This is a genomic window from Candidatus Izemoplasma sp. (assembly GCF_982632705.1).
Genome location: NZ_CEXEES010000003.1, coordinates 1 through 23,757 on the forward strand (window position 1 = coordinate 1; position 23,757 = coordinate 23,757).

21 protein-coding genes and 2 other annotated features are annotated in these 23,757 nt (G+C 31.5%); of the genes, 3 read left to right on the forward strand and 18 right to left on the reverse strand.

Annotated elements, in window-relative coordinates:
* The coding region (locus AC2LE6_RS00650; RefSeq protein ID WP_484477300.1) for an aminotransferase class I/II-fold pyridoxal phosphate-dependent enzyme at positions 1-705 on the forward strand (705 nt) is incomplete at its 5' end.
* 29 nt (positions 706-734) lie between these two features.
* On the opposite strand, the gene pheT is transcribed toward AC2LE6_RS00650, so the two are convergent.
* Both pheT and pheS read right to left on the reverse strand, forming a co-directional pair.
* On the reverse strand, positions 735-3,113 hold the full coding sequence (pheT, locus tag AC2LE6_RS00655) for a phenylalanine--tRNA ligase subunit beta (protein ID WP_484477301.1): 2,379 nt from the start codon (positions 3,111-3,113) through the stop codon (positions 735-737).
* Between the two features lie 27 nt (positions 3,114-3,140).
* Positions 3,141-4,175: a phenylalanine--tRNA ligase subunit alpha gene (gene pheS, locus AC2LE6_RS00660; protein ID WP_484477302.1), complete on the reverse strand. Its 1,035-nt coding sequence runs from the start codon at positions 4,173-4,175 to the stop codon at positions 3,141-3,143.
* A gap of 39 nt (positions 4,176-4,214) precedes the next feature.
* Positions 4,215-4,415 (reverse strand) — a binding site (T-box leader).
* A 502-nt stretch (positions 4,416-4,917) separates the two neighbouring features.
* Between pheS and AC2LE6_RS00665 the strand changes: the two genes are divergently transcribed.
* Complete coding sequence (locus tag AC2LE6_RS00665; RefSeq protein ID WP_484477303.1) at positions 4,918-5,133, forward strand: hypothetical protein; 216 nt, start codon at positions 4,918-4,920, stop codon at positions 5,131-5,133.
* Positions 5,134-5,209: 76 nt separating this feature from the next.
* Here the strand turns inward: AC2LE6_RS00665 and AC2LE6_RS00670 are convergent, their stop codons facing one another.
* The 6 genes from AC2LE6_RS00670 to gmk all read right to left on the reverse strand — a co-directional run bounded on the left by AC2LE6_RS00670 (position 5,210) and on the right by gmk (position 12,062).
* Positions 5,210-5,956, reverse strand: coding sequence for a Bax inhibitor-1/YccA family membrane protein (locus AC2LE6_RS00670; RefSeq protein ID WP_484477304.1), 747 nt, complete (start codon positions 5,954-5,956; stop codon positions 5,210-5,212).
* Positions 5,946-6,281 (reverse strand): inorganic pyrophosphatase, encoded by a 336-nt coding sequence (locus AC2LE6_RS00675; protein WP_484477305.1) that lies wholly within the window; start codon positions 6,279-6,281, stop codon positions 5,946-5,948. Before AC2LE6_RS00675 ends, AC2LE6_RS00670 begins: the two co-directional genes overlap by 11 nt.
* Positions 6,278-6,613 carry a hypothetical protein gene (locus AC2LE6_RS00680; RefSeq protein ID WP_484477306.1) on the reverse strand — a complete coding sequence of 112 codons (336 nt, stop codon included), beginning with the start codon at positions 6,611-6,613 and terminating at the stop codon, positions 6,278-6,280. The genes AC2LE6_RS00675 and AC2LE6_RS00680 overlap by 4 nt, the downstream gene beginning before the upstream one ends.
* A gap of 61 nt (positions 6,614-6,674) precedes the next feature.
* A complete protein-coding gene (locus tag AC2LE6_RS00685) occupies positions 6,675-11,132 on the reverse strand; it encodes a PolC-type DNA polymerase III (protein WP_484477307.1) in 4,458 nt (1,485 codons plus the stop codon).
* Between the two features lie 91 nt (positions 11,133-11,223).
* Complete coding sequence (gene rpoZ, locus AC2LE6_RS00690) at positions 11,224-11,439, reverse strand: DNA-directed RNA polymerase subunit omega (protein WP_484477308.1); 216 nt, start codon at positions 11,437-11,439, stop codon at positions 11,224-11,226.
* Between the two features lie 2 nt (positions 11,440-11,441).
* On the reverse strand, positions 11,442-12,062 hold the full coding sequence (gmk, locus tag AC2LE6_RS00695) for a guanylate kinase (RefSeq protein WP_484477309.1): 621 nt from the start codon (positions 12,060-12,062) through the stop codon (positions 11,442-11,444).
* A 139-nt stretch (positions 12,063-12,201) separates the two neighbouring features.
* Between gmk and AC2LE6_RS00700 the strand changes: the two genes are divergently transcribed.
* Positions 12,202-13,872, forward strand: coding sequence for an Rqc2 family fibronectin-binding protein (locus tag AC2LE6_RS00700; protein ID WP_484477310.1), 1,671 nt, complete (start codon positions 12,202-12,204; stop codon positions 13,870-13,872).
* A gap of 17 nt (positions 13,873-13,889) precedes the next feature.
* Here the strand turns inward: AC2LE6_RS00700 and AC2LE6_RS00705 are convergent, their stop codons facing one another.
* The 10 genes from AC2LE6_RS00705 to AC2LE6_RS00750 form a co-directional block, all read right to left on the reverse strand.
* Entirely contained in the window at positions 13,890-14,888 is a 999-nt protein-coding gene (locus AC2LE6_RS00705) for a hypothetical protein (RefSeq protein ID WP_484477311.1), read from the reverse strand.
* 5 nt (positions 14,889-14,893) lie between these two features.
* Positions 14,894-16,102, reverse strand: coding sequence for a hypothetical protein (locus AC2LE6_RS00710; protein ID WP_484477312.1), 1,209 nt, complete (start codon positions 16,100-16,102; stop codon positions 14,894-14,896).
* 95 nt (positions 16,103-16,197) lie between these two features.
* A complete protein-coding gene (gene thrS, locus AC2LE6_RS00715) occupies positions 16,198-18,120 on the reverse strand; it encodes a threonine--tRNA ligase (RefSeq protein ID WP_484477313.1) in 1,923 nt (640 codons plus the stop codon).
* Between the two features lie 40 nt (positions 18,121-18,160).
* Positions 18,161-18,358: a binding site (T-box leader), on the reverse strand.
* Positions 18,359-18,396: 38 nt separating this feature from the next.
* The gene (gene dnaI, locus AC2LE6_RS00720; RefSeq protein ID WP_484477314.1) at positions 18,397-19,296 is read right to left on the reverse strand and encodes a primosomal protein DnaI; all 900 of its coding nucleotides are present in this window, start codon (positions 19,294-19,296) and stop codon (positions 18,397-18,399) included.
* Between the two features lie 2 nt (positions 19,297-19,298).
* Positions 19,299-20,489 carry a DnaD domain protein gene (locus tag AC2LE6_RS00725; RefSeq protein WP_484477315.1) on the reverse strand — a complete coding sequence of 397 codons (1,191 nt, stop codon included), beginning with the start codon at positions 20,487-20,489 and terminating at the stop codon, positions 19,299-19,301.
* Positions 20,490-20,504: 15 nt separating this feature from the next.
* Positions 20,505-20,870 carry a hypothetical protein gene (locus AC2LE6_RS00730; protein WP_484477316.1) on the reverse strand — a complete coding sequence of 122 codons (366 nt, stop codon included), beginning with the start codon at positions 20,868-20,870 and terminating at the stop codon, positions 20,505-20,507.
* Positions 20,871-21,470 carry a dephospho-CoA kinase gene (gene coaE / locus AC2LE6_RS00735; RefSeq protein WP_484477317.1) on the reverse strand — a complete coding sequence of 200 codons (600 nt, stop codon included), beginning with the start codon at positions 21,468-21,470 and terminating at the stop codon, positions 20,871-20,873.
* Between the two features lie 65 nt (positions 21,471-21,535).
* Positions 21,536-22,375, reverse strand: a complete 840-nt coding sequence (mutM, locus tag AC2LE6_RS00740; RefSeq protein ID WP_484477318.1) for a DNA-formamidopyrimidine glycosylase — start codon at positions 22,373-22,375, stop codon at positions 21,536-21,538.
* Positions 22,375-22,878 carry a nitroreductase family protein gene (locus AC2LE6_RS00745; RefSeq protein WP_484477319.1) on the reverse strand — a complete coding sequence of 168 codons (504 nt, stop codon included), beginning with the start codon at positions 22,876-22,878 and terminating at the stop codon, positions 22,375-22,377. Before AC2LE6_RS00745 ends, mutM begins: the two co-directional genes overlap by 1 nt.
* Positions 22,875-23,747 carry a cation diffusion facilitator family transporter gene (locus AC2LE6_RS00750; RefSeq protein WP_484477320.1) on the reverse strand — a complete coding sequence of 291 codons (873 nt, stop codon included), beginning with the start codon at positions 23,745-23,747 and terminating at the stop codon, positions 22,875-22,877. The genes AC2LE6_RS00745 and AC2LE6_RS00750 overlap by 4 nt, the downstream gene beginning before the upstream one ends.
* Positions 23,748-23,757: the final 10 nt, after the last annotated feature.

Sequence of the window (23,757 nt, forward strand, 5' to 3'; positions counted from 1 at the left end):
AAGATGAATAACTACGTAATCCAGCCAGCGAAAAATGTTCAATCAATAATTGACAATAAAAGTGATTTTCTATATATTTCACCATCAAATATATACCCTACTGGCGATGTAATTAAGGTAAATGAGAGATATGAGTTGCTGAAGTGGGCTAAAAAGAACAAAACTTATATAATTGAAGATGATTACAACTTCTTCATAAGATATAACAGCTTCACTATTCCAAGTATTTATAGTTTTGACAACAATGAGAATGTCATATATATGGGTTCTTTTTCAAAAACTATATTACCAAGTATTAGGCTATCTTATATGATATTGCCAATACCTCTATATAATAAATTCAAAGAATCATATTTGAGTTTTGGACAAGGTGTAAGTAAGTTAGAACAGCTTAGTTTGGCTCTCTATATGAAAGAAGGGCTATTCAAAAGACATACAAAAAAACTTTATACACTATATAAAGAGAAAAACGAGTGTATCCTAAAGGAACTTGAAAAATACGATATAACAGTTTCAGGAACAGATAGTAATTTACATGTAATCATTGAGTTTAAAGAGCATCAGTTGCTCGTATCCTTTATGAAGCATTGTAGTCTATCAAATCTACAATATGAAACAATAAAAGATTCATTAAAAGTCATCTTCCCTTACTCAGGTTTAAATGTATCAGAAATACCTGAAATAATTAAATCGTTATTCCAATAAAAAAAGGACTTCTTAGAAGTCCTTTTTATTTATCTTAATACTGCTTTAATTTGCTTTTCCAAAGAAGAAAGTATCTCCTTCACACTCTCATCTACTTCTGATGATTCAAGAGTTCTTTTTGGATCATTAAATTCCAATCTCAATGCAACAGATTTTTGATTCTCTGATAGATTTCCACCTACAAATAAATCAAAGATCATTACATCTGTTAACATACGTTTACCTGCTTTTGAAATAATATCTTTTATCTTCTGTGCTTGTATTTCACTATCAACCACAATCGCCAAATCTCTAAACATAGAAGGGTACTTATTAATTTCTTTGGCTTTTTTAAGAGGTCTTCTTAACTTAAGTAATGATTCAAGTTTCAACTCGAAAACATATACATTTTTAAGGTTATTTGCTTTCTCATATTTCGGATGAAGTTTTCCGATGAATCCTACCACTCCGCTTCTATCCATTATATAAGCACTTTGCCCTGGATGTAGATTATCATAATCATCTGTAGTTTCTAAATATAAATGTGATAACCCTAATTCATTTAACATTGATGAAATTATTCCCTTAAGTGTATAGAAATCCACGATTTCTTTTTTACCTTGCCATAAAACGTTACTGATTTCACCAGTAACTGCCCCTGCTAGAACTTCTGTTTCAGTTGTTTTAGTATATCTTTTGCTTAGCTCGTAGAATAGAATATCAGAATTCTTTCTAGCAACATTATATTTTATAGATTCCAGTATTCCACCTATTGGAGAAAGAATCATTGTCGATTTATCTTTACTCATCGGCATCATCAGTTCAACTACTTCTGAAATCAATCCTTTTTCGTCTTTTGATACAAAATCTAAAACCTTGTCTTTAGATGTTAGCGAATATGTAACCACTTCGTTCAATCCGAGTCCAGTTAATAATCTATGTATTGTTCTTTTAAATGATTGTCGTTCAGATAAAGCACCTAAACTTACAGTTTCAGGTAAAGTAGTAGGTAAATTATCGTATCCTTGTATTCTTCCTACTTCTTCAACTATATCTTGATATGTTTCAATATCCTGTCTTCTTGTAGGTACAGATATTGAGATAACACCATCTTCAATTGTATGTGCGAAGTCAAGTCTTTCTAATGTCTCTGTAATTAGTGTATCAGAATATGTTGTTCCTAGTACTTTGTTTATCTTATCTGTCGTTACAGTGATCAATTTATTTGATAAATTACCATTTTCAACTTTGTTGATCCCTTTTAATACATCACCATTGGCATATTTATGGAATAGCATTGTAGCCATCTCTAAAGCTAATATGGTTCTATTTGGATCTACTTTTCTTTCAAATCTAGTACTAGCTTCACTTCTTAAATCGAGTCTATTAGAAGTCTTTCTAATTGAGTATGCATCAAATACTGCACTCTCAAGTAAAATACGTTTTGATGAACTAACAATTTCAGTATCCAATCCACCCATTACACCACCAATTGCTACAACATTTTCACCATTTGTAATTACAACATCAGTTGGATCAAGCTTTCTTTTGTTTTCATCTAGTGTAACTACTTCTTCATTTGCCTTAGCTTGACGTACAACAATTTTACCAGTTTGTAATAAGTCGTAATCAAATGCGTGAAGAGGTTGACCAGTTTCTAGCATTACATAATTAGTAATGTCAACAACATTGCTGATAGGTCGCATTCCTGCTGCAATCAATCTTGATTGCATCCATCTTGGACTATCTTTAATCTCAATATTTTCTATAACTCTTGCATAATATGATGAACACTTGTCAGTATCTATTTCAATTGATACTGGATTTATCTTATTTATTTCAGGTACAGTGATCTCTTTATTTTTTACTTTCGTTTTAAGAATAGCTGCTGTATCATAGGCAACACCCATTACACTTAGTAAATCGGCTCTATTTGGTGTTAAATCTAATGCGAAAACAGAATCATTTAGATGTAAAACTTCAATAGGATCATCTCCTGGTTTACATTCGACTGAGATTTCATGTATCCCATCTTCTTGATGGTATTTTTTATCTATACCAAGTTCATCTAAACTACAAATCATTCCATTACTTTCTACTCCACGAATTGTAGACGCTTTGATTTTGAAAGATCCTGGTAGTTCTGTTCCGGGTTGTGCTACGATAACGTATTGACCTTTGTCAACATTTGGTGCACCACAAACAATCTGAGAAATTGAGTTTCCGATGTTAACTTGGCATACTGATAGCTTATCAGCATCTGGATGTTTCTCTTTACTCTCAACATATCCGACAACTAAATTAGTTGCTTCAACAAGATTGTAGTGTTCTTCAACTTCACCACTGTGAAGATTGAATAAATTACTTAATTCTTCTATTGTTATATTTACATCAACAAGCTCTTTTAGCCAGTTCAATGATATTTTCATATATATATCCTCCTATTACCAATAAGCTTACTTAAACTGCTTATTGAATCTGATGTCATTTGTGTAAAAACCTCTAATATCGTTAATTCCATATTTCAACATAGCGATACGTTCTACTCCCATACCAAATGCGAATCCTTGGTATTTAGTACTATCATATCCTGATGCTTCTAATACATTGTTATTTACAATTCCAGCACCTAAAACTTCAATCCAACCTGTACCTTTGCAAATGTTACACCCTTTACCATTACAGTTATGGCAGCTAACATCTACTTCAACTGAAGGTTCAGTGAATGGGAAATAAGAAGGTCTTAATCTAATCTCTCTTTTATCTCCAAACAGTTTTCTTGCAGCTACAAGTAAAGTTCCTTTTAAATCAGCCATTGATGTTTTTTCATCTACAACCAATCCTTCAAATTGCATAAATTGATGACTATGCGTTGCATCGTCATCATCTCTTCTAAACACTTTACCTGGACAAACGATTTTTATTGGTCCTTTTTCACTGTTATCAAGCATTGTACGTACTTGAACCGGTGAAGTATGAGTTCTTAACAATGTTTCTTCTGTGATATAGAATGTATCTTGCATATCACGTGCTGGATGATTTTTTGGTAAATTCAGTTTTTCGAAATTATATTCATCAATTTCTATCTCTGGACCTTCCATAACACTGTAACCCATACCAATAAACAAGTCTTCTAACTCTTCTTTTATTTGTGTAAGTAAATGTCTTTTCCCAACTTCAAATGATCTTCCTGGTAATGTTACATCAATCGTTTCACTTTTAAGTTGCTCATTTACAATTGCGTCATCAATAATTTGCTTTTGCTCATTTAAATACGATGTGACTACTTGCTTCGCCTCATTTGTTAATTTACCAAATGATGGTCTTTCCTCATTAGGTAAATCTTTCATCAACTTCATAATTTCTTGAAAAGATCCTTTTTTACCTAAATACTTAGCTTTTACATCGTTTAATTCGTGAACGCTTTTCACAAGAGATATTTTCTCTTTGGCTTCACTTATCAGTTCTTGTAATTTGTCTTTAACACTCATTTTAACACTCCTTTATATAATAAAAAAACGTCCTTAAAAATTAAGGACGAATGAATTTCCGCGGTACCACCTATGTTCTAGTTAAACTAGCTCTCAACTCTTTAACGCAGAGTAACGTGTGTGATTAGCACATCTCTAAGGGTGAATTCATTAGTTCTTTTATGAAGCAATTACAGCAAAATCTCGCTTCTCTCTTGATAAAAGTATTACTAATTACTATGTCCTCGTCATCAATTTAAACTCATTATAACATACCCATTATAGAAATCAATAGTTAAAATGTTTCTCTATCTAATACACGTATTACTCCTAATACTAAATCATTCGAATAAATCAAACTTCTTCAGCGGATAGAAAATCCTTACTGCAAAAATCGTTAATAGAATGACAGGAACTAAAACACCCAGATATATTGGTTTTATGTTTGAATCAATCAATAAAAGAAACGGTGAAATTATTACAAGTATAACAAAATAGAGGCTTCCTCTAAGTACATATCCCTTTTTGCAGTTTTCGCAAACACCGGGGTATCTAAAATGTGAAGTAACTTTATCTTTTAAAGACACCGTTTTTTTGTTACAGTTAGGACATTTAAACATCATATAACCACCACTTTCTCTTAATTATTATAACATATCTATAGATTTAGGGTATAGTACAAAGTTGTAAATGATATTTCAATTCAAAAAAATATATCAATATGTTATAATTGTATTAGACAAATCAAATAGGAGGATTTTTTATGGCAAAGAGAAACAAAGCATATTTAAAGCAAGAATTCTTAATCTCATTAATCTTAGCTATTATTCCAATAACAAATGTAGTATTAGGTATTGTATTTAGATTACAAAAGGGGAAATTAGTTTTAGCAATCCTTAACTTGATTCTTTCACCAATTTTCTATGTTGTTGATTTAGTATCTGTTATTCTAAACAACGATTTAAAGTATTTAGTGTAGTTAGTAAAAAAACACAACCAAGTGGTTGTGTTTTTATTTTGCCTTAATATCTCTTAATGTTTAAATGATACCATACTTAGTCTCTGTTCATGATTATCGCAAGTAGGCGTAAAATATCAATATAAAGCCATACAATTACTACGATTAAACCAAGTGATAAACTCCATTCATATTGTTTATCTACCCCGCTTTCTACCATTTCTTTAACTCTATTAAAATCATATAATAGATACATTGTAGATACGAAGATACTAAATACAATAATTGTCATGTAGAACGTTAATGAACCTGCAAAAGTAAATAACCCTGTTAGTGATCCGATAAGGTAAACAATAACAAGTAAGAACATTGCTCCAAACGCAGTCATTAAGAATCCTTTAAATCGTTCATTTACATTTACAATTCCACTCATATAAACAAGTAGCATTACGAATACTGTGCTAAATGTTCCAGCAAGTGCGTATAGTACAATTGGACCTTCTGTAAAGGATGCAACTAGCATTGTTAGTAATCCTAAGAATACCCCTTCAAATATTGCATACAATATCGTATACATGAAACTCATCGCAACATTTCTATGTGCAAGGATTACCATTATATAAGCTAGGATTGGTGAAACAATCATCCCAAATATAAGTGTACCCATTGTGAAATCAATTGTATTAAGTGTACCTACATAGTACGCAATAAGTCCTGTTAGTAATAATAGTAATGTTGTTTTTCTAAATACACCACCATACGATGCGGCATAATCATTTGATCCTTCTAAGCCATAAGATTGTCCGTAGTTCTTATAGACAGGATTTTCTCCTCTAAATCTCATTTTGATCCTCCTTGTTATTCACCTTTATTATTTCGATATCGAAGTACTGTTCTTGAAAATGAGTTAACTCCCTAATTTCTTTTACAGTGAAATCTTTATTGGCAACGACCCATTTATCTTCTATATCATTATGTCTTTTTATAATAGCGATTAATTCGCCTTCAAAAGAATCTATCGGTTCGTAAACACCAAGTACATACGCATCTTGTTCTTCATTGTCTGGTGCTATAATCCCTTTTACATATCCGTAATTCACTTTATAAATGATACTTTTATGTTTGGGGTGTCTTGTTCCTAATTTACGATCTACTGTTACAGTGATCATACAGGCATTGGGAAATCAATGATTATAATAATTGCGATACACATTAGTACATAACTTATATCTGCGATCATTTTTCCTTGTCCTTTAATATTCAAATACTTGAACACTTCATGAACTGCAAATTTTAAGAATAGAATCATTATAACTAGAAATAACACACCAATAAATAACATATATGGTATCCCAATAGGAAAAATGAACATCATGAATTCTAATCCTACTAATAGTTGAATAACAAGCATACCTGTTACTAGTGGTATAAACGCACCTAGTAATACATATTGTAATCCTTTGATAATTGTCATTCCATTATCTTCATACACATTGTCCATAGTAAAAACCTCCTAACTTTATTTTAAAATATTTTATCTTTTATGAAAACGACATATTTGTCTACATATCAAATAAATTCATTTGACTATTATCTGGTAAATGATCGAAACAATTTAACATATCTAACTTAGTAAATAAAGTCTTACTTACTGAGGTACGTTCTGTGACATCATCTTTTGATTTAAACGGTGTTTCTTCTCTTGCTTTAACGATTGTATTAGCCACTTTAAGACCAAGACCATCTACTGTAATAAACGGTAAATATAATGATTTTCCATCTTCGTGGATTACGAAGTTTCTGGCATCAGATTTATCTATGTCGATTGGTCTGAAGTTGAATCCTCTTTTAATCATTTCGTTACAAAGTTCTAATACTGTATACAGTCTTTTTTCTGTTTCAGTTGCTCTATTTCCGTTTACTGCGATTTCTTCCATTTTTTTATTGATTGCATATTCTCCACCTTGCATTGCATAGACATCAAAGTCACTTGCACGTTTACTGAAGTATGCGCTATAGAATACGATTGGTTTGTATACTTTGAACCAAGCGATTCTCATTGCCATCATTACGTATGCTGTGGCATGGGCTTTTGGGAACATGTATTTTATTTGTCCACAAGACCAGATATACCACTCATCAATTTTTGCGTTTCTCATTATTTGTTTATATGTTTCCCATTGTGTTCTATTACCGGCTGCTTTACCCTTACGGATAAACTCAGATATCTCGAATGCAGTTGCTTCTTTCATCCCTTTTGAGATTAAGTAGACCATGATATCATCACGACAACCAATTACTTCTTTAAATGGGATTTTCCCATATTTTTTATGTCCAATTACTAAACTCTTTGCATTGTTTAACCAAACATCTGTCCCGTGTGATAATCCAGATATTTTAACGGCATCAGCGAAGTTATTAGGTCGAGAATCCCTCAACATATCTCTAACGAATTTTGTTCCCATTTCGGGGATACCAAACGAAGCTACTTCACTACCATTTAAATCTGCGGGAGTTAAGTTTAGGACGTCTGTTCCATTTAGTAGTCTATAAACATTCGGATCATCCATTGGAATATCTGTTGCTTTGCTAAATGGAAAATCTAATGGATGTTCTTGAACATAATCCATTAGGTAACGAATCATCGTTGGATCATCATGTCCTAGTACATCTAACTTAAATAAGTTATCTTCAAAACTATGGTAATCGAAGTGTGTTGTTCTCCATGATGCATTTACATCATCTGCGGGGAACTGAACTGGTGTTACATCTATAATTTCTTTATAGTTAGGTACAACAACGATTCCACCTGGGTGTTGTCCTGTTGACCGTTTCACTCCAACTATTCTACTAGCTCTTCGTTCGATTTCTGCTTTTCTCATGGTTAAGTTTTTACGTTCTAAATATCCTTTGACATATCCAAAAGCAGTCTTCTCAGCAACAGTACCAATCGTACCTGCTCTAAACGCTCTTTCATTTCCAAATATTGTTCTTATATACTCATGAACAATAGGTTGATAATCTCCACTAAAGTTTAAATCAATATCTGGTACTTTGTCTCCTTTAAATCCTAAGAATGTTTCAAAGGGAATACTATGACCGTCTTTGTTTAAATCTGACGTACAGACAGGACATATTTCTTTTGGTAAATCAAATCCAGATTCGTATTTATCTAATATAACTTGAACTTGTTCCTCGTTATCACGAACACCGTATTTGACCTTTTGATCATTTGTCATTTTAAATGAACTGAAATGACATTTAGGACAAACATAGTGTGGTGGTAGTGGATTTACCTCTGTAATATCCATTAATGTAGCAACCAAACTACTACCTACAGATCCACGACTACCTACTAAATATCCTTCATCTAAAGATTTCTTAACTAATAGATGTGATATGTAGTATACAGTACTGAATTTATTTGATGTGATACTCTTAATTTCTTTGTCTATTCTATCTTTTACTAATTTAGGTATATCTTGACCATATAGTTTTTTACTACGGTCAGAGACCATTTTAATCAGTTTGTTTTCTATGCTTGGAATCCCTTCTAATGCAAGGAAATCATCGGTTGGTGCATATAGTTCTGGGTTGAATGCTTTTACAAAATCAATCTTATCGTTGATGATATGTGTGTTTGTAATTACGATTTCAACTTTTTTATCGTCGTCTAAGAAATTGAATTCTTCTAACATTTCATTTGTTGTTCTAAAATATTGTGAAGGTATTTCTTTATATCTAGATAGTGGATGGATTCCTCCACCAACTACTGGAGTTTGAACATAGATATCTCTGTATTTTTTATCTGATTTACTGATGTGGTGAACATCACCACTGGCGACAACAGGGATTTCCAATTCTTCTCCAATTTGAATGATTCTTTGATATATTTCCTTCAGATTTTTGTTGTAATCTGTATTATCTTCACCTAAATGTTTTAGATCTCCTGGAGGTTGTAATTCTAGGTAATCAAAGTATGAAGCATATTCTTTTAATTGTTCATATGATTTATTCATTGCGGTTTCAAAAAACGCACTATTCATACAACCACTACCAACCAATAATCCTTCTCTATTTTCATCAAGAACCTTTTTAAGTAATCTTGCTTCTCTATAGAAGTATTCTGTGTTGGCTAAACTTGTAATTTTGAATAAGTTTCTTAGTCCAACTTCGTTCGCAACTAAGATATTCATATGTTTACTAATAACGTGTTTATAACCAACTCCGTTTTCACTTAACTTATTGAAGTCTTTTACATTCGTTATTCCAACTCTTCTAGCATCTCTTAGCATATGTAAAAAGATGTCCGCAGTTGCTCTTGTATCATAGATTGCTCTATGGTGTTGAGTAAGATCTACATTGAAGTGTCTTGATACCGCTTTTAAGTTGAACCTTTTTAATTCTTTACTATAACAGTTCCTAGCGATACTTAGTGTATCAACATAAGATAGTTTATTGTGTTTTACATTGTGTTGCTTATATTCACTTTCGATAAAACCAACATCAAAATGTGCGTTGTGAGCAACTAGTACAGTATCTTTACTGAATTCATGGAATTCATGTATAACTGTATCAATCAATGGAGCGTCAACAACATCGACATTTTTAATGCTTGTGATTCTAGTTGTTAACATACTTAATTCTCGTTGAGGATTCACGTATGTTTGATATTCATCAATAATATGGTTGTTTTGAATTTTAACAGCCGCTATCTCGATAATCTTATCAAAGTTAACAGATAATCCAGTTGTTTCAATATCAAAAACCGTATAAATAGCATCATCAAATGGCATGTCTATTGGGTTTTTAACAATCTCATAATCTTCTTCTCTGATAAAAGTAAACTCTGCACCATATATTGGTTTAATCGTTTCATCTTTTGTTGTTTTATATAATTCAGGGAATCCTTGTACATTCCCGTGATCTGTAATAGCAATTGCTTTATGTCCCCAAAGTTTAGCTTGTTTTACATAATCTTTTACACTATCAATTCCATCAAGTGTAGACATTTTTGTATGAGTATGTAGTTCAATTCTTTTGACTCTATTTAAGTCTCTTCTTGTATCTTTTGGAACTGGTTTATTTGTGTATTCTACTACGTTAGCAACTATCGTTATTTCGTTACTAAATTTATCAAACTGAGCAACACCTTTAATCTTAGCGTGCATCCCTGCTTTAATCCCTTTTATAAAGGTTCTATCATTTGCTTCTTTAACCCATTTCTTAACATAAATACTATCATCTTCATCTGTGATAATCATTGTGTAAAGATCTGTGTTTTCATTGATTTTTCTTGCTTCTATTTTTACGATTTCACCTTCTAAGCCAAATATCGCTTTATCGTTTGCTGATTTGTATTCATTTAACTCTTCTTCAGTTTTAGGTACTTCACTAATTTTATTATTAGCACCTCGTACCATTTTATTATCCAGACTTAAATATCTGATTTCTTCAGGAGCAGCTTCAACATTTTGCATAACCTCATTCATAAATATGCGGTCTTGTCGTGCCATTCTATCTGTAATCAACTCAGAGTCTTTAGATATTTTTGATGCAAGGATACAATCAAATCCGAATCTTTGTAGTTCTTCTGTTAAATCGTATAATAATTCTGTGACAAAAGTTGCGTCTTTTGGACGCACTACTTCAATTCTATTTTTGTCTCTTGATATATCGAAATCTATAATCGCAGTGAATCTTGGTTTCTTTTTAGCCATACCTCTAATTACATAATCATAATATTCTTCTAGTTGTTCATAATCTTGCTCTTTGTATGAGATTTTATAATCAACACTTTGAACACCTTTTACTTTTCTTGGAAGTAGTTTAATGCGTTCTGCAAACACTTTAAAATCCTCGATATCGATTGGAGTTTGAAGTTCAATATCAAAAAACCAACTATCGTTGGTGTTGTTTAATGTGGTGGTTACTTCAAAGTCTTTTAACTCACCTATATAAATATGTCTTTTGTCTAGTAAATCAAGCATTTCTAATAGTCTAATAAATCTGTCTTTCATGTAAGCTCACTCCAATTAAATTGCTATAAAGATTATACCATATTACAGTTATAAAATAACTGTAAAAATAAAAAAAAGTAGAATTGATATTCTACTTTTCTTCGAAGTCAATTTCTACTTTTCCTTCCAAAATCTCTTCTAATGCAATACCTACTGGTTTGCTTGATTTTGGCACTATTGACGTGTATTCTTCTTCTTTGATAATTTTAGCTCTTTTTGCACTTGCATAAGCTAATTTATACTTAGAATCAATTTTAGTCAATAAGTTATCGATTGATGGATAACGTAATCCTTCTGAATTTTTCAAATTTATGTAACCTCCAACATTTCATTGTATTTATAAATAGATCGTTCTGTTTTCGCATGTTCAGCACGGATGATAGCTAGTATTCTGTCCGCTGCATTTGTTACTTCGTCATTAACAACAATATAATCATACTTATGAGCAAGCGGAAATTCTCTTTCTGCTTTATCCATTCTTCTTTGAATTGTTTTATCGTCTTCTGTCCCTCTACGAAGAAGCCTTCTATATAACGCTTCTTTGTTTGGTGGTGCAATGAAAACAAATACTGCATCTTTTGCACGTTCTCTAACTTGCAAAGCACCTTGTACTTCGATTTCTAAAACAACTTCTTTACCAGCTTCAATTTGATCATCAACCTTGTCTCTAGGTGTTCCATAATAATTACCAACAAATTCTGCGTATTCTAAGAACTTGTCGTCTTTTATTCTTTGCTCAAATTCTTCTCTTGAAACAAAGTAATAATCTTCACCATCAACCTCGCCATTTCGAGGTGCTCTAGTTGTCATTGAAGTTGAGTATACTAAGTCATGTCCTTCTAATTCAAACAACGCTTTTCTAACGGTACCTTTTCCTACTCCAGAAGGTCCGCTAATTACTACTAATAAACCACGTTCGTTAAGTTTCATTAACCTAGTCCCTCATTTATATTTGGATACTCTTATATTATTTACTTTATATAATAACATATTATAGTAAAAATGATAGTATTTGTAACAACTTTTTAATTAAAAGCGTTATTATGATATAATGTGAGCGGTGATAATTATGAGTTTTGATGGAAATATTTTAAGAGTAGTAACAAATGAGTTAAAAGATGCGTTAACAACTGGTAGAATTAATAAAATCTATCAGCTTTCAGCTTACGATTTATTGTTCATAATCCATCATAAAAAACAAAAGCAACAACTATTGGTTTCAGCATCACCAAACTATGCTAGAATCCATCTAACAACAAAACAAACTGAACGACCAAATACTCCACCTACATTCTGTATGTTTCTTAGAAAACATCTTGAAGGTGGAATCATTCAAAAGATAGAGCAAATAGGGAATGACCGATTAATTATATTTGATATAGAGAAACGTAATGAACTTGGTGATCTACAAATCAAAAAACTTGTCATTGAAGTAACTGGTAGACATGCCAATATAATTGTTACAGATAGTGAGTTCAAGATACTTGAAGCAATGAAGCATAACATGCCTTTTGACGGTACTGATAGAACCATATTTCCTGGTGCAATATATAGAGTATTACCCAATGAAAAGGTTGACCCCTTAAATAAGGAGTTACGAGATTCTTTCTTGGACAATCCCAATAATATAAACAGACAATCATTGTTAAATCACTTCCAAGGGTGTAGTCCCTTACTTGTAAACGAAGTTCTAAATAGATATGAATCAAACCTTGATATTAAATCAATCTTCGAAGATTTATTGACTACAATTAAACCAGTAATTATTTCAGCTAGAAAGGATTACTTCTACTATACAGATTTAACTCATATAGATGGACAAAAGAAATACTTTGATACAGTTAATGAAATGCTAGATAGATACTATTTTGAACGAGATTCATTAGACATTATAAGACAAAGAAGTAAAGACATTATAAAATTTGTCAGAAATCAAATTGATAAGGCAAAACACAAGATAGAGAAACTAACAAAAGAACTAAAAAACACTGATAAACGAGATATATTCAAAATCAAAGGTGAACTGATACAAGCTAACATGTATAACATGAAGAAGGGTGAAACTTTACTAAAAACAATTAACTATTATGATAATAGTGAAATAGAAATTGTTTTAGATCCTAAAAAAGACCCTATTGAGAATATGGAGAAGTATTTTAAAAAGTATAAAAAACTTAGAAAAAGTGTACCTCACATAAATACCCAAATTGAATCTGCCAAACAAGAAATCCAATATTTTGAAGAACTACTTCATCAAATTGAAAATGCAACATTAAAAGACATAGAAGAAATTAAAGAAGAGTTAGAAGATAAAAAGTATCTCAAGAAGAAACAAACCAATAAAAAACAAAAGAAAAAAAAGAAGCCAAACTTTGATACGTATGTAGATGAGGATGGTATCGAGATAGTTGTGGGTAAGAACAATATTCAAAATGAGTTTATTACTCACAAACTTGCCAAACATAACGAGATATGGTTTCATGTAAAAGATAGTTCTGGTAGTCACGTTGTAGTAAGAAGTTCTGATGAACTTAGTGAAACTACAATTCGTACAGCTTCACACCTTGCTGCGTATCATTCTAAAATGAGACAATCAAGTAGTGTTCCTGTTGATTATGTTGAAGTTAGATACATTAAAAAGGTTCCTGGTAGAATAGGTAGTTTTGTTACCTATAAGAATAATAAAACAATATACATAGATCCAGATCAAGAATTTGTAATTGCACTTAAAAAGAAGTAGAAATCTACTTCTTTTTTTTATTCATCAGGATTATTTACAATTATCATACATGGTGATCCACCATTCTCCATTATAGTCTCGAGACTAACAACTTCTAGTTCTAAGAAACTTTGAAATCCGTAATACTCTTCCTCATAGAGGAATAGATACTGACTAACTTCACTTGACGATCCAGCTGAGCAAACTGTGTCTCCTTCTATGAACGTTCTAAGATCAGCAGTTGTGTATGCCATTTCTCTAATATTCTTCATTACAACATACTCATCAAATGAACCAGTAACTCTATATAAATTCTCATCTTGAACTAAGAATAGATTATTCGTGGTTCCTGAACTGCATGGCTGATACTCATATTCATCGCCTTCAGCTTCGTTACAGTTTATTTCAATATAGTATAAATCAGGAAGTTGTGCGTTTAGTACATCGTTTAGATCAATTATCTGTAACAACAATGCAGATTCAACGGAGTAAAGCTCATCCATATATTGAACCTTGTATTCTAAGTAATGTGTACCTGAACTAAAGTATAGGTGAACATTAAGTACATCTCCGATATCAACAATGTCATCTGTTCCTACTTCTGATCTACACCTAACAACTAATAATGTTGCAGTTTCTGTACTGTACACTTCATCATAAATGATATCATCAATAACATACTCATGAGCGACACAGTCAAATTCCTCGAAATCACTAAAGAAATCTGAGGTAATCAATTCTGCTTCTATCGCTTCTATAATAGTGTATAGTTCTTCATTATAATAAAAATAGTAACTATTATATACTTTACTGGATTTTGCATAGCAAGTTAATCCATCATAGAGTGGGAAGATTACAAAGTCACCAATATTATCCTCATCACTAACATTATGTAGTAACTGAACATCTGAATCTATTACATCTTCAACTGCATATGAAACACCATCTATCTCTATAAAAACAGCCTCATCTTTTTTACAGGATGTTAATGTAATTGAAAACAACATAATTACCGATAATGTTAATATCTTTCTCATATTAATCACTCTTCCTCTTTTTCGCTATAATAACCATAAATTAAGAAGTTTACAGCTTTTGATTCTATAATATCTTCATAGTCTATTAAATCACTTTCTAAAGCTGAAAGCAATGATATAAACTCATCTTCTTCTTTGATGAATAATTCACTTATGTTTTCTAGTGTAGTTCTATAGTAATAATCTTCATATTTCATTTCGTAAAAGCCTTCAGCTTCTATTTCAGTTTTCCTATAAACTAGATAACCATTAACATATCTTGAAATTGGATCATATTCTATAAATGGTGGTTCTTCTATATATGGTATTTGGATTACGATGTTACTAAACCAATTACATTTTGTTATATTATATCTCCACAAATCATGACCTTCAATAAGCTCATTATCTAGTGCTGTTTGTATTCCATAGAGTTCACCTTCAATCAACACGAAGTTTGTCTCAGGAGTAATACTTGACTGCATACAATAATTTCTTCCATCATCGTTATATGATGTGAAGGCTGGCAGACTCCAATTACCATCTTGTTCCTTGTGAACAACAGAAAAATCCGAACCCTTAAAAGAGTATTTGTACTCAATGTCATCTATAATAATCGTATCTTCATAGCAATCAATGTCAATATCCAAGAAACTAAAATCAGTTATATCTGAATATTGAGTAATTTCACTTAATCGATTAAGAAAGTCATGTTTCGCAGATACCTGAAGAGGTTCAGCAATAATACCATACATACTATCTATTTCATCATTTAACGTGCAATATTTCGTTCCCATTTTCACACTGAACTCCTTTGGATCATTGTAACTTATACCATTTCTTTTTATTATTCTAATACTATAATCTATCTGTGTAACTTCAACAGTTCCATTTTGTAATCTATGATTTGTATTTAATGTTGCTATTATATGATCAAGTTCTATATACGATTCTTCTTTAAAATAAACTCCATTTAGCTGGCGAATATTACGACCTCTATGTCTGTCAAGATACTCATCAATACTTTGCTCTACATATAGTGGTGGATTGCCATATATGTTATTTATATCAGCAACTATAAAAGTATCCTCATACAGATCTTTATCCATGCAAAAATCTCCACTTACTGTACTGTAGAAGCAAATATCAATTTTATTATCTTCTTCAACATTATCTTGTGCTTCATCACAACCCGTTAATACTAATAACAATAGTAATACTAGAATTTTTTTCATTCTTATCACCTCTATAATATTGTATCAAAGAATTTGATTTATTACTTTGAATTGAATATAGGTTACAAAAAAAGCAGATTAATCTGCTTTTTTATTTATCTGTTTTGGTTCTTAATTTCTAATTTTATCATTGAAACAAATTCTTCTACTGATACAGTAACTTGTTCTTTTTGCCCATATTTTCTGTAAGTAACTAAGTTAGAGTCAACTTCATTATCTCCAACTACTAATTGATATGGTATTTTTAAAGTTTGTGCATCTCTGATTTTGTATCCTAGTTTTTCTTCTCTCATATCTAATTCGCTACGTAAATCTTCATCTATGAATAAATTATTCAGTTTTTTAGCGTAATCAGCATGAACATCTAAAGAAACTGGGATTACTTTTATTTGGATTGGTGCCAACCATGTTGGGAATGCACCTTTGTATTGTTCTAGTAAGATACTCATTAAACGTTCCCAAGTAGAAATGAATCCTCTGTGGATAACTACAGGACGATGTTTGTCTCCATCATTTCCAATGTATGTTAAATCAAATCTGTCAGGCAGTAGGAAGTCTAGCTGTACAGTTGACATTGTGATTACATGTCCCATTGCAGTACGAACTTGAACATCAATTTTAGGTCCGTAGAATGCGGCTTCACCTTTCATAACTGTATGTTCAATATTTTCTTCAGCTAAGATTTCTCTCATCATATCTTCTGCTTCATTCCATAGATCGATATCATCATGGAATTTACCTTTTTTATCATCACGAAGAGCTAGCTCAATATAATCTATCTCTAATCCTAATGTTTTAATCGCATCTAAGATTAAATAATAAGCGTCTTTTACTTCTTGTTTGATTTGGTCTTTTCTAACAAATAGATGAGCATCAGTTAATGTCATGGCACGTACACGTTCTAATCCAGTTAATGAACCAGATGCCTCGTATCTATGTTGTGTAACTATTTCAGCATATCTTATTGGTAAATCTCTATATGATCTTAAATCTGATTTATATACTAACATGTGATGAGGACAACTCATTGGACGAAGAACAAATGTTTCTCCATCTCTTTCCATAACAGGGAACATATTATCTCTATAATTTGCCCAGTGTCCACTCATCTCGTATAATTTCTTAGTACCTAGAGCAGGTGTAGATACATGTTGGTATCCAGCTTTTCTCTCTAGTTTGTATACCCAGTCTTCTAATACTTTGCGGACAGTATATCCGTTAGGTAACCACATAGCTAATCCTTGCCCAGCATCATTATTTAATTCAAATATTTTTAGTTCTTTTCCTAGTTTACGATGATCTCTTTCTTTACGTTCTTCTAAGATTACTAAGTGATCTTTAAGGTCTTGCTCTGAGTACCATGCAGTACCATAAATACGTTGTAATTGCTCACGTTTAGAATCCCCGCGCCAGTATGCACCAGCTAAAGACAATAATTTAAAGAAACGAACATTTTTAGTAGAACCAATATGTCCACCTTTGCATAAATCTGTGAATTCACCTTGTGTATATAAACTTATGATTTCACCAACAGGTAAATCACTAATTAACTCAACTTTGTATTTATCGTCTTTGAAGAATTCTAATGCATCTTCACGAGACATTTCTGAACGAGTGATTTGCACTTGCTCTTGAGAAATACGTTTCATCATCTTTTCGATTTTTATTAAGTCTTCTTCACGTAATTGAACCCCAGCATCTATATCATAATAAAATCCTTCTCTAATAGCTGGACCTACTCCAAATTTAGCATCAGGAAATAATCTCTTAACAGCTTGCGCCATAAGATGTGCTGCACTATGATTTAATACTTCAAAAGATTCTCGGTCTTTTTTAGTGATGATTCTTATTTCTGCATCTTCGTTGATAGGTCTGTTTAAATCAAATGTCTCACCATTTACAACACCTGCCACACTTACTTTTCTTAAACTAGAAGAAATACTTCCAGCTATTTGTTCAATTGAAACTCCTGCTTCAAATTCTTTTTTGTTTCCATCTGGGAATGTGATATTAATCATATTGCACCTCTTTCTCAAAATAAAAAAAATCGCCCTTAAAACTAAGGGCGAATTAATATCCGTGGTACCACCTTGATTCTAGATTTCTCTAGCACTCAAATCTTGTAACGTAAGTTTACGGGATTCTTTTCAGATCCTACTCCAAGGTAGTAATTAATAATGATAAATGATACTTCACACCACCAGTATCTCTCTAATAAATATCGTTTATTAATGTTGTCCTCTTCATTGTATTTATGTTAATTATAAAACAATAATATGAATTGTCAAATAATATTACATTTCTATTTGAAAATCTTCACTATTATTCTTAGTTAACTCTTTTATACGAGTCACAATTCTTACTGCCCTAACAGAATCGTGGTCTCTAAATTTAGCAAAGTGTTGATCTACTAATTGTTGTCTACTATAGTTTGATGTAAAGAACGTTGCCTTCTTATCTAGAAGTCTATATTGAAGTATCGGACCTAAGATTTCATCTCTTACCCAAACACTATCGCCTTCTCCACCAATATCGTCAAGCATCAGGATTTCTACTTGCTTTAACTTTGATATTAACTGCTCTACTGTATTTGTTGAAACTCTAGATTTAAACTCTCTTACTAAATCTGGATAATAAGCTATTACTACGTTTATCCTGTTTTTCATTAGTTCTCTAGCTAAAGCACTAATGCAGTATGTTTTACCAACATTATTTTGTCCCCATAAGTATAACCCTTTCGGTTTTTCTCCACGATTATATTTGGTAACAAAGTTCATTATTTTGTTATGGATTTCAGTTCTGTTTTTCCCTCTTTTAAAATCAAAGTCTTCTAAACTTGCTTCTAAAATACTACTTGGTAAATGCATAGCGTCTATTAGTGTATCGTCATTTGCTTGGTTCACAAAATTCATAAAGAAATTACATTTTTTGTAGTTTCTAACAATCACATTATCTCTTAGTGAAATTACAGGTTCAAATCCTCTATTGTCTTGTTTACATTCATCTAAACCTTTACATTCAATACAATGATTTTTTTCTTTGTTGTAACTCATGAATTCCAATAAATTATTCTCAATGAATTCCGAAGTTAAATCATTATCGACGAAGAAATTTCTTAATATAGGAGACTCCATTAAGTCATCTACTAGTTTGTCTTTGTTTACAGATTCATATCTGAAGTTGATTTTTTCCATGACTATAGCTCCTTCATAACATTGTCAAGCCATTCTGGCTTAAATGATTCTTTTTTAGATTTTGTTTTTCTTGTTGTATTCTTTAATTCATCTTTATATTTAAGAGCCATATTGTGTGCATCGTCAATTGATTTTACTCCTTGACGAGACCAAGATGTATAAATTGATTCTAAGTAACTAAATGTAGGTAAAAGTTTTCTTCCACCATTCTCATTCGCCTGTCCAAATGCATAAATAATTAAATAGTTTAATACATCTTTTGGAAGGTCAAATTCAGTCATTGCTCTTAGTAAAGTTTCTTTTTCTTTTGTTGATGGTTTTTGTCCAGTGAAAATACCCAGTACATCAATAGGTTCTTGATTTGTACAAAGATCTTTTGCCCAGTTATAACTTACATCAACATCTGTTTCCACTTCTTCTAATGCTTTTTTTGTTTGATTTAGCATTCCAGACCAATACTTGCATCTTTTTACTAGTTTATCAAAATGAATGTTTCTATCATTATCAACACTATCCATAAATGCTTTTTGCATCGCAATCTCATCTAAATTATATAAGAATGATAAATGGATAATTTGCTCGTTTACTTTTTTGGTTAATCTTCTTTTATCAACGTAGTTCTTACTTAGTCCATCGACAAACAAATCAAAATCAAACTTATGTTTAAAGTTTATTTTTGATTTACTTCTTGATATGTATTCTTTGTTTGTATCTATTCCTTCTGGAAGAGATGAGAATACTTCATCAAAATGTGTTGTAATGTTCTTGAACCCATTTTTTTCAACACCACTAATTCTGAATAAGTTACTGATTTCATCAAATTCAGCCTTACCAATCTTGTTAAATAGATATGCACCTAAGCTTCCATGCTTGATAAATTCTTCAGCTGTAACTGGTGCTTTCATTTCATAAAGATATAAGTCTTCGTTTTTGTAGACAACCATTAGTCCGATTGCTTCTAATACTTTTCTTGCTTCTAGGAATTGTTCAGGTGTAAGACTAAGTAAATCAAATAGTTTACGATGTGTATACTCTGGACTTTTCAGTCTTGAACGGTCTATCAAAGACCACATAGTATTATATAAGCTAAATGCTTTGCATCCAATAATCGGTTGGTAAAGAAGCGTAATAACATTACGCTCGTCTAAGTCAATATTCTGATATGTTATTAGTTTAAATTGCTCTGTTCTCAAAATAATCACTCTTTCTTATGGATGTAAGCTTACTCCTTTGAATTTTAATGTTTTATTTAGGTGTTCATATAGTGCTAAAATCGTTTTTCTTGGTCTATGCATACCAAATACACCATATGCTTGAACTTTGATATCACAAGCTGTTTCTAAAGGTGTAACTTGTATTACAGATACAATTGCATGGAACTTATTTGTTTGAATAAGTATTTCACCATGTGTATCATTTATATTAGTTATATTAAGATCTTCTAATGTACAAAAGTTCTCGACTTGTTCTTTTACTTTGGTATAGCTTGTTTTATAGTATCTAGTTTTTAACTCTTTATCTAAATGTACTTCTCTTGTTTCACATAATGTTTTCGTAAAGTCTAATAAACCCATTTAGTTCACCCCAAGTTCTTTCAGCATTGCGTTAAATTGATGTTTTGTTTCTAAGATTGAATGGTTATTGTTGATAACAAAATCTGCACGAATGATTTTTGCTTCCATTGTCATTTGTGATTTTATTTTTAGTGAAGCATATTCTTCATCTATTAAATCTCTATCCATTAATCTTTGTAGTTGTCTCTTCTTAGTCGTATAAATAACACAGACAAAATCCGTGTTTTTATCAATTCCTGTTTCATAAAGTAGTGGAACGTCAAGAACTACTAGAGGTAGTTTTTGCTTTTTATATTCTTCTATTTGTTTCATACAAGTCTCTAAAACTTTTGGATGAACAATGTTGTTTAACGCATCTCTTTTTGTCTTATTCATAAAAATAAGACGTCCTAACAATTTTCGATTAATTTCTTTATCAGTTAGTAGGATGTCTTCACCAAAATACTCTAATACTTCGTTATATCCCTGTGTACCTTTTTCCAATACTTGTTTCGCAATTGAGTCGGTATCTATTACTGGAATATCCTTATCCTGAAACATTCTTGAAACAGTAGATTTCCCTGTTGCAATTCCCCCGGTTAAACCTAATATCTTAGTCATTAGATTCCCTCCTTTACACTTGGAACAAATTATACCATAAAAATAAGTAACTAAAAAGAAGTGAATCACTTCTTTTTTGTGTTTTTCTTTTGACATTTGGGACAATAATAAGTACCTCTACCATTGACCTTTATTTTTTCTATTACAGTCTTGCATACCTGGCAATCATCCCCAGCTTTTGTGTGAACAAATAGTTCGTTTTGGAAACGACCGGTTACACCTAAACTAGAGGTATAACTCCTGATGGTAGTTCCACCAAGTTTTATAGCCTTTTCTAGTACGAAATGACTGTTTGAAATGACATCTTTAAGTTGTTTTCTTGTTAATGTTTTTGATTCTGTTTCTGGATGTATTTTTGATAAGAACAATACTTCATCAACGTAGATATTCCCTAGACCAGTTATTATAGTTTGATCTAATAATGCACTCTTTATTGCGATTGATTTTTTCTCTAATTTTTTTTGCAAATAGGATGCTGTTAGTTCTTTTTCAAATGGTTCAAAGCCTAATTTGGATACTGGACTCTCTGTAAACAACAATTCTTCAGTTGTTAAATCGTATGTTCCAAATTTTCTAGTATCGTTATATCTCAGTGTTGTCCCATCCGTAAAATAGAATATAACATGTTCGTGTTTCTCTTTAGGTTGATCTAAGTCTTTGATATAATATTTTCCTTCCATTCGCAAATGAGATATCAATAATACATCTTCGAATTGAAATACAAGGTGTTTTCCATATCGTCTTATATCTGTTAAATATTTGTCTAACAATCGTTCTTTGAACTGAGTAACATCCACATTTCTAATCATTTTTTCATAGAAGATATCAATATCTCTGATTTGTTTGTTTAAGATAAGATTCTTTAACGTGTTTCTTACTGTTTCTACTTCAGGAAGTTCCGGCATTATTTACCCCATTTGTTTCTAAATACTCTGGATTCATCATATCGAATCGTGATTTCTTTATCTTTTAATGGATGTCCTATTGCCAGTATCGCAAATGGCTGATTCGATTGTGGGAAGTCGAATATGTTATTGATATGCTCTATTCTTTCTTCAAGAGGATAGACACCGATCCATACCGCACCTAGTTCTAAGTTCACTGCTTCTAGTAATATGTTTTCTACAGAAGCTGATACATCTTGAACTGTCATACGTGGTGATTTATCTGATTCTCTCAAAACAGGGATTATTGCCAGTGGTGCAGTTTTTAGTGGCCATGATCCTATATGCATAGTGCTTAATTTATCTAACATTGTTCTATCATCAACTACTATAAAGTCCCATGGTTGTTGATTCTTTGCACTGGGTGCTTGCATAGCTGACGTTAAAAGTTGCTTAATTTGCTCATTTGTTATTGGAGTATTTGTAAATTCTCTAATGCTTTTTCTTTTCATTATTAAACTCATTCTAATTCCTCCGGATTCACATGTACGATTACATGACATATTTTTTCATCGTTATTCAGAATCTCAGTTACTTCTTGTGCGATATCATGTCCCGCAGTAACACTGATTGAACCTAATACTCTAATTTCTACTAAGGCTTGGTAATACGGACCATAAGTAATCATATCTAAATGATCAACATCAATAACTCCGTCCACTTCTTTTATCATGTGTATATAGTGTTCTTGAATTTCTTTTTTAACAGTATGTCCTTGTAGGGAACGAATGCTACTCAGTATAATTTCAATCCCAATTTTTATAATGAATAATGCGATAATTATTGAGGCGATTTTATCCCCTTTTAATAAGAATTCCTTGTCGAAGTGATTACCAATCAAAACACTTAAGATTCCGACAAATACGACTATACTACTAAACACATCTGTTAAAGATTCTTTACCTGATGCAGAGATTATTTCACTATCCATTTCTTTTCCTTTTTGAATTAGGAATCTTGCAAGAAATAGTTTAATGACAACCACAAATACAACTATTACTAAACTAATCATTTTTGGTATTTGAGGAACTGCATCAAAATTAAGTATTACGTTTTTTCCTAAATTGTAGGCTATTGTAATAATCGATAACCCAAGGAATAAACTTAAAATATATTCAAATTTACCATGTCCAAAAGGATGGTCTTCATCCGCTGGTTTTAAACTATGTCTAATCCCGAGGATTACAAATACATCACTTAATAAATCACTAATACTGTGTATCCCATCTGCTATCAATGAAATACTACTGAATAGTACCCCACTGATTATTTTGAATATTACTAGGAAGATATTAACTATAAAACTTCGTTTCATTACTCTTTCTAGATTCATACAATCACCT